The organism is Paenibacillus sp. MMO-58, assembly GCF_037146255.1.
Lineage (GTDB): Bacteria > Bacillota > Bacilli > Paenibacillales > Paenibacillaceae > Pristimantibacillus.
The window spans coordinates 392240-405475 of the sequence record NZ_JBBCVY010000004.1 but is presented as its reverse complement, the minus strand read 5'-3'; the positions used below and the strand labels follow the sequence as shown (position 1 = coordinate 405475).

8 protein-coding genes are annotated in these 13236 nt (G+C 53.9%); 1 reads left to right on the top strand and 7 read right to left on the bottom strand.

Features of this window, described 5'->3' with window-relative positions; translation table 11 throughout:
- Positions 1 to 146: 146 nt before the first annotated feature.
- Positions 147 to 1037, top strand: a complete 891-nt coding sequence (locus WFJ73_RS15335; RefSeq protein ID WP_336773894.1) for an AraC family transcriptional regulator — start codon at positions 147 to 149, stop codon at positions 1035 to 1037.
- Positions 1038 to 1056: 19 nt separating this feature from the next.
- On the opposite strand, the gene WFJ73_RS15330 is transcribed toward WFJ73_RS15335, so the two are convergent.
- From WFJ73_RS15330 to WFJ73_RS15300, 7 genes are all read right to left on the bottom strand, one after another.
- Complete coding sequence (locus tag WFJ73_RS15330) at positions 1057 to 3177, bottom strand: alpha-galactosidase (RefSeq protein ID WP_336773893.1); 2121 nt, start codon at positions 3175 to 3177, stop codon at positions 1057 to 1059.
- 194 nt (positions 3178 to 3371) lie between these two features.
- Positions 3372 to 4982: a response regulator gene (locus WFJ73_RS15325; RefSeq protein ID WP_336773892.1), complete on the bottom strand. Its 1611-nt coding sequence runs from the start codon at positions 4980 to 4982 to the stop codon at positions 3372 to 3374.
- Positions 4983 to 4984: 2 nt separating this feature from the next.
- Positions 4985 to 6784, bottom strand: coding sequence for a cache domain-containing sensor histidine kinase (locus WFJ73_RS15320; protein ID WP_336773891.1), 1800 nt, complete (start codon positions 6782 to 6784; stop codon positions 4985 to 4987).
- 108 nt (positions 6785 to 6892) lie between these two features.
- A complete protein-coding gene (locus tag WFJ73_RS15315; RefSeq protein WP_336773890.1) occupies positions 6893 to 8584 on the bottom strand; it encodes a hypothetical protein in 1692 nt (563 codons plus the stop codon).
- Between the two features lie 85 nt (positions 8585 to 8669).
- Entirely contained in the window at positions 8670 to 9569 is a 900-nt protein-coding gene (locus tag WFJ73_RS15310; protein WP_336773889.1) for a carbohydrate ABC transporter permease, read from the bottom strand.
- 3 nt (positions 9570 to 9572) lie between these two features.
- A complete protein-coding gene (locus WFJ73_RS15305) occupies positions 9573 to 10463 on the bottom strand; it encodes an ABC transporter permease (RefSeq protein WP_127491678.1) in 891 nt (296 codons plus the stop codon).
- Between the two features lie 176 nt (positions 10464 to 10639).
- Entirely contained in the window at positions 10640 to 13111 is a 2472-nt protein-coding gene (locus WFJ73_RS15300; protein ID WP_336773888.1) for a beta-mannosidase, read from the bottom strand.
- Positions 13112 to 13236: the final 125 nt, after the last annotated feature.

Genomic DNA, 13236 nt, shown 5'->3' with positions numbered 1-13236 from the left:
CCCCGAGGTACGATTGTTATGGGTTAATCGTACGCAATCATGGCAGGGACCGCCATTGACAATCAAATGATAATAATGGACAATATGATGATTATTAGAACCTGCAACTCCTTATATACAGGCATGATTGGAGGATATCTTAAGGCATGGATAGACTATTAAAGGAAGAAGGCTTCCCTTCGCAGAAGCTGATCGTGCTTCCCGATCACATATTGGCCGAATATGCCGCCCATCCTCTTATCCAGCCCCTTCACATTACGGATATCGGCTGCTTCCCTTACGCGCGGCATCACTACCGGCACCGCCCGGAAGGAAGCGAGGCCTATATCGTCATGTATTGCACGGACGGCTGCGGATGGGTCAAGCTGGACGACGAGAAGCGCCATGAGGTACGCAAGGGCGAGCTTACCGTCATTCCCGCCGGCACGCCCCATGAATACGGATCGTCGGAAGAGGAGCCATGGACCATCTACTGGATCCATCTGAAGGGCGAGCTTGCGTCCTCCTTCTTCGGCGAGCAGGGGAAAGCAGCCCCCATGCCCATCCCGGTGGAGCGGTCCTCGGCGATTATCGGGCTGTTCGACGAATGTTACGAGATGCTGCTGAAAGGCTATACGCTGGATCATGTCGCCTACGTCTCGCAGCTCGCCAGCCATCTGGCAGGCATAATCCGGTTAGTTCACGCGTTTCGCCAGGCCGCCCCAAGCCCGCGCAGGCAGCTCGACATCGAGAAGGCGATCAAATATATGACGGAGCATCTGGAGGATAATGTCTCGCTAGCCGAGCTGGCAGCGGAAGCGGCACTGTCCGTGCCCCATTTTACCCAATTGTTCAAAAAAAAGACCGGCTATTCGCCGATCGATTATTATTTGCGTCTGAAGATTCAACTGGCCAGCCAATACCTCGATCTGACGGACCAAAGCGTCAAGGCCGTTGGCATTCGCGTCGGCTTCCAGGACCCCTACTACTTCTCCCGGCTGTTCAAAAAAATAATGGGGAAGTCGCCTTCCGCGTACCGCAGCACGCATAAAGGATAACTTCCCCGTCAGGATAGGATTATTGTTGTTCCTGGATATGGTACATCAAGCTGTCGAAGTCGCCTCTCAGCGGCAGCTCCACGCCGATCCGCATCAGCGACCGACCGCTAAACACGCCTTCGATACCTTTAATAGCGTATTGCTTGTCCGGGTTAAGGCCCTGCAGGAGCAAGCGCGGGAACCGGTCGCCAAGCTTTTGCGAATGCAGGAAGGCGAACAATACGCTTTCCTCTTCCCCGCTTTCGCCGATACCGACGTATTGCACCGCCTCTAAGCCTTTATGCTTCAGCGTGCTTAATCGATACTGCCTGCCTTCCTGAACGAGCGGACGAATCGTTTTGTATTGCGCGATCAAGGCGCCCGCTTCCGTTAGCTGCTCCTCGCTCCAATGATTCAGGTTGGCTCCGATGCCAAGCGTGCCCGTCATGGCGCTGTGGAAGCGGTATGGAATCGACGTCACGCGTTTGTTCATTCCGCTTACCTCTTCCGTCACCCAGCAGGTCATCAGCTTCGGCGCATACGCATACGAGAAGCCTTCTTGAATGCTCAGCCGGTCGAAAGCATCCGTGTTGTCGCTTGGCCAAGCCTGATCCGCGTAACGCAGCATGCCGAAGTCGATTCGGGAACCGCCGCCCGCGCAAGTCTCGAACGCGACATGAGGGAACTTCTCCCGCAGCTCCGCCCAAATCTCGTACAAGCTTCGCACATGGCGGACCCACAGCTCCTTCTGCCGGTTCAGAGGATGGTTCATCATGCCCGGCTCGGTAATCGTCCGGTTCATGTCCCATTTCACGAAGGAAATATGATGACGCTCAAGCAGCTCGGACATAAAGCCGATAATGTAGCGCTTTACTTCCGGCATGGAAATATTAAGGACAAGCTGGTTGCGCAGCTCCGTCCGCGAGCGGGTCGGGAAATGGTAGACCCAGTCCGGATGCTGCCGGTATAGGTCGCTGTCCGGGTTCACGGCTTCCGGCTCGACCCAGATGCCGAATTCCATGCCTAGTCCCCGTACCTTGTCAATCAGCTCGCCGAGCCCGTTCGGGAATTTCTCCGGATTAACGGTCCAATCCCCAAGGCCTGCGCGGTCATGGTTACGCTGCCCGAACCAGCCGTCGTCAATGACGAACAGCTCTACGCCAAGCTTCGCCGCACGCTCGGCAAGGGCCGTCTGATCCTGAACGTTGACGTCAAAGTACGTCGCTTCCCACGAATTATACAGTACCTTGCGCAGACTCCGGCCCGGTGCCACGACTTCATACTGATACCGATGCAGCATGCGGCTCATCGAACCAAAGCCGCCGGAAGCGTAGCCTCCGACAAATGCGGGCGTCTCGAAGCTTTCTCCGGGAGCCAGCGTCCATTCGCTGTCGAAGTCATTAATGCCGCCCGTTACCCTCACAAGATCAAACGCCGTTTTCTCCGCGACGATCTTCCAGTTGCCGCTCCAGGCTAGCGCGCCGAACCATACCTCTCCGGATTCCTCCGTTGCTCTTCCGTTGTCGATTGCAAACCAAGGATTCGCGTGGGCGTCGGTAAAGCCGCGGCGGGACTCCAGTACCTTCTTCCCTTCCGACAGCATCGTCTCCCTCAGTTGAAACTCCCCGGCCCATTTGCCCGTTACATGCGTCAGCCGGTAATTCTCGAGCGTTGGCATCGTCCAAGCCGCCGATTGGGCATTTTCCAGCACGATATTCTCGCTGCCCGTATTCGCGATAACCGCGGACCGCCCAATCAAATCAAGCCCCGGCACTACCGTATAGATCAGACGAGCTTCAATAGGATACGTCTCATCCTTCAGCGTAATGGTGAGCGTCTCTTTGCCGCCCGCTGCTTCCGTCTGATATCCGTCATAGACAAGGCGCAAATCGCGCACGCCATCGTGCAAGCGAACCTTAAGCGTAGGTTCCATGTACGACAACCCGCCCCAGAAAGCGAATTCTTCCGCCTCGCGGTCAAGCGCGGCGTCAAACGAGCTATGCGAACGGGAGCCCATGAGGAGCGCGCAATCGGCTGCTTCAACGGGAGCTCCCCAATACAAATGCTGCAGGATCCCTTTATCGTTTAATCCAAACACGTAGGAGCTGTTTGCCGTCGAGATCGAAAATAACCGCAAATCGGAGTCAAAATGTATGTTCAAGAGAATCACCTCATGTATTTGATGCGCTAATCGTACGGAAAAACGAAGCCCGAATCCATTAACGATATAAGGATAATGATGGACGATATGATGATTCAGTCAAGCAGGCAATCAAAACGATAAAAATCCAACCGCTATGCCAATGGCCTCTCCCCCGTAAGGCGGTATAATGAAATCACGGAAGATAATACCGGTCATTTGTCCTCAGGAGAATAGCCGTAATCCCGGTACTCCTGCGGAGTGACGCCTACCAGCTTTTTGAACAGGTAAGTAAAATACGCGGTTGTCTGAATGCCTACCTGTTCGGCAACCTCGTAAACTTTAATATTGGGATCCTGGAGCAGCTTCCTGGCCCGCTCAATACGGGTATCCTGAACGAACTCCGAGATCGTGCGGCCCATTTCCCGCTTGAACAGCACGCTGAGATAGCTGGCATTCAGGTTGAAATGCTCCGCCAACTGCTTCACCGTCCAATGCTCGTGAAGCCGCTCCTCGATGAACAGGGATACTCTCCGGATCAGGTTATGCTGCTGGTTCAATTGCGCTTTCTGCTCGGTATCCAGATAACGCTGCACGTAGCCGGTCAGCAGCTCCGCCAGCTGCAGGGCGCTTCCGCAATCGAGCATTTGCCGCCACAGCAAAATGTTCGCTTCGCTATCCGGCTCGTTCTTCCATTTCAAATGGCGGATCAACTCGCCCAGGAAGCTCATCGCGAAGGCTTGCGCATAGGAGAAAGAAGCATTCTCCGTCGCAAGCAGCGCATCCTTGATCCGGTTCATGTATTCGGCAACCTGCCCGGCATCGCCGGAGTCCAGCCGCTTAAGCAAGCCCGGAATAAATTCGTCATGCATCCGGTAGGCTGCGAAGTCGCCGGGCTCTACTTCGTTGTAACGCACGATCTGCCCGTCGGCTATCAGCCTCGCCTTCGTCATGCTGAATCGTATTTCCCTGTACAGCAGCGGCGCTTCTTCCCATGCGGAGCCTTCACGGCTGCAGCCAATCGTTACGCTTGCTCCGTACTGCTCGCTCATGATGGATTGAATAAATTGATATTGCTTCTCCGTTTTGGCGCGCGCAGCCGGCGACGGATTAACGTGGAGCGCGACAAATTCGTCAAACGAAGTCTGCGCAAGCCAGATGGAATCGTCTTGGGAGAAGGCGATTTCCACCGTTTTCTTAAAGCTGCTTCCGAGCAGCATCCGCTGCTTCGCCTCCTGCCCGGAGGAAGGATTACGGTCCAGGCCAAGCACGATAATCTGATAGCCGGAATCCAGCTCAGGCAGCGTCAGCAGGCCGTCCCACGAAGCAAGCAGCTCATCGACGGGAAGGGCTTCGGCAATCAGGTCGTCGACGAACCTTTCTTTAACGAGCTTTACGCTTCCCGACACTTTTTTCTCAAGCTCCCGGGTCTGTTCAACAACTTCCTTCCGCATCTCAATGGCGCTCCGGAAGCTTTGCAGACGCGAAGCCACCTCTTCAATCTTGAGCGGCTTCAACACATAAGCCTGAGCGCCGACATGAATGGCATCCTGCACGAATTCGAATTCGTTGTAGCCGCTAATCATCAGAATCTGAATATGGGGATGAAGCCGCTTCGCCTCCGCCGCAAGCTCGATTCCCGTCATGCCGGGCATGGAAACATCCGAGATCAGCACGTCAAATTCACAGCCTTGAAGCATCTCTACCGCTTCCTCTCCCGATTCCGCCGTCGACGGGGCTGCATAGCCAAGCTTCTCCCATTCGATAAACCGGACGAGTCCCTGCACATGCGATATTTCGTCATCCACAATAAGTACGTTCAGCATCTTTATCGCCCCTTCTTAATGACTGGCTGGACCCGGCAGGCCGGAAAATCAATCGTAACCAGCGTCCATGCTCCCAAAGCGCTTTCTAACGTATAACGGGCATCGTCGCCAAAATACAGCGCCAGCCGCTCCTTAATATTCGTGGAGCCAAAGCCGTTACCTTTCCCTTCGTAAACGCCATCGGCCAGCTGCCTGATCGTATCCCCGGAAATGCCCTGCCCGTTGTCGAACACCGACATAACGACCCGGTCGTCCCTCTTCTCAATGGAGATACGGATAAAAGCATCCGGCTTGCGGACAATGGCCCCATGCTGATAGCAGTTCTCCACAATCGGCTGCAGCACCGTCTTGATCGTGTACAATTCAAGCGCCGATTCGTCGATCTCCCACTCCAGCCGGACTTTGCCCGGATAACGGAATTCGCAGATTTCCAGGTAAGCCTTCACATGCTCTACCTCTTCCCTGATTCGAATAACGCTAATCTGATTGTTCAGCGTCAGCCGGTAGAAGGTCGTCAGCGCGTCGATAATCTGAATTTGTTCCTGATCCCTTGCATCCATGGCGCGCCAGCGGAGCAGCCCCAGCGAATTATAAATAAAATGCGGATTGATCTGTGCTTGTAATGCCCTGAAAGCCTGTTCCTTCTCCTGCAAGCCGGCTTGCGTGATATCTTCTACGAGTTTGCCTAGACGCTCGGACATCAGGTTAAACCTATTTTCCAGGTCGCCGAGTTCGTCCTGCTCGCTGTAGCGGATGGCCGCTTCGAATTCACCCCGGGACAGATCGCCCATTCGGTTGCCAAGCTTGCGGATCCGCCGAACGATGTTCTGCACGACGGTCATCATCAGCGATACGGAGAGCAGCAGGAAGAAGATCGTAATTCCGGCAATTAAAAGCAGAATCATGCGGTCCTGCGCGCTCAGTTGCTTCATCGCGGTGGACGAGACAACGCTCCAGCCGGATGACAGCGGCTTAACGATGAGCAGCTCTTTGCTATGCGTGAGATCCAGCCAATGAGCTTTATCGTTGATGTTGTCCTCCTTGAGTCCCTCTTGCCACTCGCTGAGCGCAAGCTTCTTACCGATCTGCTCCCGGTCGGTTGCCGCCAGGATGCTCCGGTTGTTATCCACGATGAACAGGCTTCCCTTATCGTTAAACGGTCGGTCGACCCGCTCTCCTAAGACAGCTTCATAGTCCAGCAATATATAAACGAGACCCAGCGGAGTCCCCGTCCTGTCTACAATCTTGTGCGTGATAACGACACGGTCCGGGCTGCCCGGCACGCTGCTCCATTTGAGAGGCTCCGAGGCCGCCATGGCATCCCGATACCACGTGCTTTCCTTCTGGCCCGCAATGCTTCTCGATTCCGGGCGCCATAACAGCTGACCGTCCTGCACGAGCGTATCGTTCGTATGATAAATGCGGAAATCCAAAATACCGGGCAAATACTTGCCCGTAAGCAGGAAGGTACGGTCCACGTAATTGACGGTATCCACCACTTCCGTCATATCGTCGTAATGCCTGGAGAGACGGGATATCAGTTCCCCGTCGGTTGCCGTTCGGACGGCTAATAAATCGTAGTTTCGTTTGCTGAAATCCGTAATCTGCGCCGTCTGAAGAACAGTCTCATCCACGGCGGACAAGTAGCTGTTATGGAAGCCCCGGGCGACCAGATACGCCGAACCGCTTCCCAATAGCAGCGTAGGCAGCAGCAGGATGAGCACGTATAGGGACAAAATCTTGCCGCGAAGACTCATGCCGCGGGTAAATCGGATAATCCATCGAGAGAGAGGAAAACGCAAGAGACTCCGCTCCTTTCCTGAAAATGCCCGGCCGCAGCCGACGGAAGGGAAGCCGGCATTCCGGCTTCCCTTCTCTCACGGCTTGAGCTGCGCCGTATATATATTTTTTTATGCTCCTGGGAATTGCTTGGACAGCAGCTGATGCCATTCATCCTTCAGCTCGCTCCAATGCGCGCGTTTCTCAAGCGCCGACTGGAACTCGGTCCATGCCGCTTCGAAGGCCTTGTCGTCCTTGGCCATCATCAGCTTGGCCTTGTATTCTTTCCTTACGTTTTCCAGCTCGGGCGAATATTTCTCCCACAGGCTGCCCGGTTCGGATTTGACCAAGTCATACGGCTCAGCGACCCGAATGGCCCCCATTTTGCTGATCGCGTTGGTGAAGTCGATCGTCTTCTGGCGTCCCGCTACGCTGTCTGTAGCCTCGTAATTCCACCATGGATACCACTCGTTGCTGTACGAGGACGTTGCGTAAAGCTCAGGCGTCGTGCTTGCTTTCTTCGCTGCATCGCCGGAATCATGCAGAGCCGTGTAATTCTCGTCGATATAATGCCATTTGCCGAGCGGCTTATCGACCCAATCCCAGAAAGTTCCCGCAGGTCCTTCATTGACCACTTGCTGCATTTCCGGCTTAGGCGTAAGCGTATAATCGAAAAATTTGAGTATGGCGTCGAGATTTTTCGTGTTTTTGCTGATATACACGTCATCCCCCGGATTCGGATTGATGATGGTGTTGATGCCGACTTTGTCTACGCCGGCCACCTTAGGATAAGGAACAGCCTGTAAATACCAAGCCGGTGCCGTTGGTCCATTGAGAGTTTCCCAGAGCGAGGCGTCCATGTTGAAGAAGCCGCCAGCGTTCATCGCAATGCGTCCGGACTGATTTTTTTCCTTGTAGCGCTCTTTTTTGTCCGTGATCGCTTCTTTGTCGATTAGACCTTCATTGTACATTTTGTTCATCCACTTGTAAGCTTCTTTGTATTGCGGATTGTCATAGATGAACTCGTAGTCGTCACCCTTCTTCTCCACCGGTACGACGCCGCCGCCGCTGGTCGATACGCCAAACGTGTTCAGAATGACGTTCTCGTCATTGGCATCCGACAGGAAGCCAAGCGGAATGAGTTTGTTGCCGGAGGCGTCCGTCTGCTGGCTTGCCGCCTTCAAATATTGTTCTACGCCTTCAATCGTAGCCAAATCTTCTTTCTTCATGCCCGCTTTCTCCAGGACGTCCTCGCGCACGAACCAGCCAAGAGATGCCCAGCCCGGCCATGGATCCTGCGGATTCTGGTCAAACCACGTCGGAATGGACCAGATATGTCCGTCCTTGTCCTTCATCGCATCCAGATATTGCTTCGGAATCGAAGCGAGTCCCGGATATTTGTCCGGCATGTCGAAGTATTGCTCAAGCGGCTGAATCGTGCCGGAGCGAACCATGGATGTATTGATAACGTCGCTCCGCCCGAAGATGGCCGCATCGTCGAAGCCGCCCGTATTCAGCTTCAGGTTAAGCGCGGTGGAAGCGTCGCCTTGCGTGGACTCGATCTGCACATCGACAAATGGTTCGTTCTCTCTCCAATATTTTTGAACCATGCTGTCGTTGTTGACGGTGGTCGTCCATCCGAGCCACAGATCAAACTTTCCGCCTTGCTTGCCTCCCTCGGCCGTCTGCCCGGTCTGTTCCGGATCCTTCGATGGCGAGTTCGTCGAATTGCCGCCTCCGCCCGAGCAGGCGGTTAATGCCAGCATAAGCGCCGCAAGCGCGCCGGCCGTGGTCGATTTCGCGTAAAATGCGCGACTTTTCATATTTTTTTCCCCTCTCTGTCTAGCTATTTGGTATATGTGGTTAATCCTAATACCCTGCGATAACTTGCAACAAGATCGGAATGCTCTATCCTTTGACCGAACCAATGAGTACGCCTTTGACAAAAAACCGCTGAAGGAACGGATACACGCACAGAATCGGAATGGCGCTTACCATAACGGTTGCCATCTTGACGGACATCAGCGTCACTTGGGCCAGGTTTCTGCTGCCTCGCGCGAGCGCCTCCACGCTATTGTTAGAACCCATCACCACCGAGATATCCTGGGCGGACAGCAGCTGCTGCAAGAACGTTTGGACCGGAATCAGATTCTGGTCCGAGACGAAGAAGGCGCCTGCGAACCAATCGTTCCAGTGCATAACGCCCGTAAATAGACCAAGCGCAGCAAGCATCGGCTTGGATAACGGAATGATAATCGAGAACAGGACTCTTGGCGGCTTGGCGCCATCCATCTCCGCCGATTCGATCAAAGCTTCCGGTATGCCTTGGATAAACTTCAGCATGACGAACATGTTCCAGGCCGAAAAGGCGCTTGGCAGAATGTATACCCAGAACGTATTGATCAGCGACAGATTAAACAGCTGGATATAGAACGGAATGAGACCGCCGCTGAACAGCATCGTGATCAGCACGATCGTCAGCAGCGCCTTTCTCGCCGGCATTTGCCGGTAGGATAAGGCAAACGCGGCAAGCAAAGTTACCAGAAGCCCGCTCACCGTGCCGATAATCGTTCGCATAATCGTAATCAGGTAAGAGTGCTGAATGACCTTATTGCCAAGCACGATATGGAAGTTGGACCACGTGAATTGCCTCGGCCACAAATATACGCCTCCCTTGGCGGCGTCGCTTCCCGTGTTGAGGGAAATCGCCAGCATGTAAACGAAGGGATAAAGGACCGTCAGGCAGAGCAGCAGCAGGAGCAGGGTAATAACCGCCTGTCCGAATTTTTCGCCGGTTGAACGTTTCATCGGTTACCAGAGCCCCTCTCCGTTGATTCTTCGGGATATCTGGTTCGTGCTAAGAACCAGCAGCAGACTGATAACCGAGGACAACAATCCTACTGCCGTCGCACTGCCGAAATAGCCCTGCTGCAAACCGCTCCGGAGAATATAAGTATCCAGAACATCCGCAACCGGTTGGTTGGCAGGGTTCATCAGCGGATAAATCTGATCCATGCCGACCGCTATGAGACTTGGCATGCTGAGGATCAGAACGATGGAAATCGTCGGCAGGATACCCGGGAACGTGATATGCCGGATTTGCGCCAGACGACCCGCTCCTTCCACCTTGGCTGCTTCATAGAGCTGCGGATCGATGGACGTAATCGCGGCCAAATACAGAATCGTGTTCCAGCCAACCTCCTTCCACAATCCGCTGGCGACGATCATCGGGCGGAACCACTCGGTCGAGCCCAGGAAGAATACCGGATCACCCCCGAGAGACACGATCAGCTGATTAACGAGACCGTTGTCCAGAGTAAGCAGCGACTGCAGAATGTAAGCGACTACAATCCAGGAGAAAAAGTGGGGCAGATAGCTGACCGATTGAACGAATCGTTTGAAGCCCCCGTGGCTTACCTCGTTGATCATCAAAGCCAAAATGATTGGAGCGGGAAAACCGAATACGAATTTAAGCAACGCGATGTACACGGTGTTCTTCACCACCAGCCAGAATTGGCTGTCCTGAAGGAATGCGAAATTTTCGAAGCCGGTCCAAGGGCTGTTCCAAATCGTATAGCCGATATGGAAGTCCTTGAACGCGACCTGTATACCGGCCATCGGCACGTAGCTGAACAGCAGAAGCAGCACGACGGCCGGCATGATCATGAGATATTGCCATTTGTATTTAAGTATGGCAGACATCGTATCACCTCTTTCTATTTCTAGCTTAATTGTACGCAGGGCCGGCCTTTCGAACTACGCAACAACGATTGGTTTTCTATCGCAATGTTTGTCAATTTTAATTGGCAGCCCCGAAGAGAAAGGACACACATATACGGCTATTGCCGGGACGTGTGTCCTCCCTTCTAGGAAGAGCTTTATTCAAAAGTATCGTATAGGCTTGTAACGACTAGCTCCTTGCGGAACGCAGCCAGGCTAAGCGGTTCGGACAAGCCGTCCTTTGGTACCGTCACAACGGTAGTACGGTCGGCCGATAGAGCAAATATATTGTTGCTCCAACGAGCATCGGCATGGCTCAGCTCCAACAGAACAAACGGCGCAAACGCCTGGCTGTCCAGCGTAACGATAAACCGGTCGTCTTCCTCCGTCACCTCGACGCGGATTTCCGGATTGAGCAGCTCGAAATGCTTCGGCTTCACGAACAGGGCCGTACCCTTGCTGATCGTCTCTTCGCCCATAACAAATTCGAAGGCGAGATAGCTTTGGCTGAGCAGCTGCTTGGTCGTCAGCGTCTCCGAGAAATCCAGCGAGACAATCTCTTCCGAAGCGAGAGCGTCAAGCGTGACTTCGGCTTCGCCGAATTGGATCGTCTCCGACTTGCGGTCCAGCAGTCTCCAGCGGAGCTGCCCATTGACCTCTTGCAGCGTTTCGTTGGTCACGTGAAGCGATACCGTTGTCCCGTCTTCCAGAGCGGATGCAAGCACCGGCGCAAAGAAGCGCTTGGCGGCATGATGCGTCGCCTTCCATCTGCCGAAGTAATCGAGGCTGGACCAGGATGCGCCCGGCCAGATGTCGTTCAACTGCCAGTAGACAGCCCCCATGCATCTGCCGCGGTTGCGTCTCCAATGCTCCACGCCAACCCGCATGCCTTCGGCCTGAATGAGCTGGGAGACGTACAGCAGCTTCTCGAAGTTTTTCGGATACTTGAAATATTCGCTGATGTAATACATGATCTTTTCGTTGCCTGTGCCGTTCTTCTGGTGAGCCTCCATGACCCGCGAGAAAATATTACGGTCTTCGGGAAGCGTAAACGTCTCGACCGTCTTAATAGAAGGGAAAGACTGCAAGCCGAACTCGGACATAAAACGGGGATGCAGCGTCCGGTATTCCGTTATCGGCTTCCGCCCGTGCCAGACATCCCAATAATGCATGTCGCCGATGTCTTCGTTATTCGGATCATCGATACCGCCCTTGGAGGATGGCGATGACACCAAATAGGACGTGTTTGGATCAAGCGACTGCGACAGCACCGGCAGGAACTCTTCGAACTGCTTAAGGTAATCGTCGCGCTGCTTCTCGCCGTAACGCTCCGTCCAGCCCCAATACGCCCAAGCGTATTCCAGCTCGTTGTTTCCGCTCCAGAGGCCCAGCGAGGCATGGTGACGGATCCGCTTCATATTGTCGATCGTCTCGAGGCGAATATTTTCCTTGAACTCATCGTTAAAATCGTAAGCTCCGCATGCGTATAAGTGATCCTGCCACACGATCAAGCCGTGCTTATCGCACAGATCGTAGAAGTAATCGTCAGCGTAGTACCCGCCGCCCCAGACGCGGATGCAGTTGTAGTTAGCCTCAACGCAGCTTTGAATCAGCTGTTCCGTCCGCTCGTCGCTGCGCCGTCCAAAGATGTTGTCCTCCGGAATAAAATTGGCGCCCATCGCGAAGATCTGATGACCGTTTATTTCAAACGCAAATGACTCGCCCCACTTATCCGGTTGGCGCACGACATGCAGCGTGCGAAGGCCGATGCTCAGCGAGCGTTCATCCAGAATACGGTCTCCGCTCCGCAATTCAACCCGTACCGCATATAAAGGTTGGCTTCCGAGATTGTTCGGCCACCACAGCTCGGGATCCTGAACATTAATCACAAGACTTGCGTTGTCTCCGATTTGGACGGCCGACGCTTCCAGCGTCCTACCATCCGGTGTCTCGATAGAGGCGAAAAGAGCAAGCGACTCGTCAGAGGACCAACGCTGCAATTCTGCGGCGATGTTCACCGAAACGTTGTTGTCGCCATGCTGCTGCGTAATGTAAACATCATCGATTCGGCCGATATTAAATCCGCAGAGGGACATGTCCCGCCAAATGCCCATATCCGGCAGCTGCGGACCCCAATCCCAGCCGAACATGCTATGCGCCTTGCGCAGATGCGAGATGCCCGGTACGGCGTCGGCGCAGCTCGTCAGGAAAAGCTCCTTGTCCTTCGCAAGCACAAAATTCGTGGCCGAGCGGATAATGACGTGAATATCATTGCTGCCTTCCGTGAGCAGCCCCTTCACATCCGCTTCGTATGTCCGGTGCATATTGTCCGTATTTAATACGGCTTGTCCGTTTACGTAAACCTCGCAAAGCGTATCCAGCCCTTCGCAGCGAAGCAGCACGCGGTCCATCCGCAGCAGATCCCCGTCAACGAGGAAGCTGCGGCGGTATTCGTAATCGAACTTCGTCAGCTCCAAAATATCGTATTCGTTATCGCGGTAATAAGGATCTTCCATCTTACCCGCAGACATTAGATCATGGAATACGGAGCCCGGAACCGTTGCGTTGTTCCACTCCGCTTCATCCGTTCTTTTCATCGTCCAATTGCCGTTTAGCGTTACTGAGCGCATGCTTATCAACCTGCTTTCAAATGTATGGATTGTGCTGGAATGATGCCATTCCTTCAATATTAGGTAAGGAAGGATGCATGATTCGGCCCTATCGTAGCATTCGAGGCAAATTATCGTCTTGTTAT

Bases quoted from the DNA above. Each gene is read 5' to 3' on its own strand.
- WFJ73_RS15335 (WP_336773894.1), top strand. From the start codon at position 147: ATGGATAGACTATTAAAGGAAGAAGGCTTCCCTTCGCAGAAGCTGATC.
- WFJ73_RS15325 (WP_336773892.1), bottom strand. From the start codon at position 4,982: ATGCTGAACGTACTTATTGTGGATGACGAAATATCGCATGTGCAGGGA.
- WFJ73_RS15315 (WP_336773890.1), bottom strand. From the start codon at position 8,584: ATGAAAAGTCGCGCATTTTACGCGAAATCGACCACGGCCGGCGCGCTT.
- WFJ73_RS15310 (WP_336773889.1), bottom strand. From the start codon at position 9,569: ATGAAACGTTCAACCGGCGAAAAATTCGGACAGGCGGTTATTACCCTG.
- WFJ73_RS15305 (WP_127491678.1), bottom strand. From the start codon at position 10,463: ATGTCTGCCATACTTAAATACAAATGGCAATATCTCATGATCATGCCG.
- WFJ73_RS15300 (WP_336773888.1), bottom strand. From the start codon at position 13,111: ATGCGCTCAGTAACGCTAAACGGCAATTGGACGATGAAAAGAACGGAT.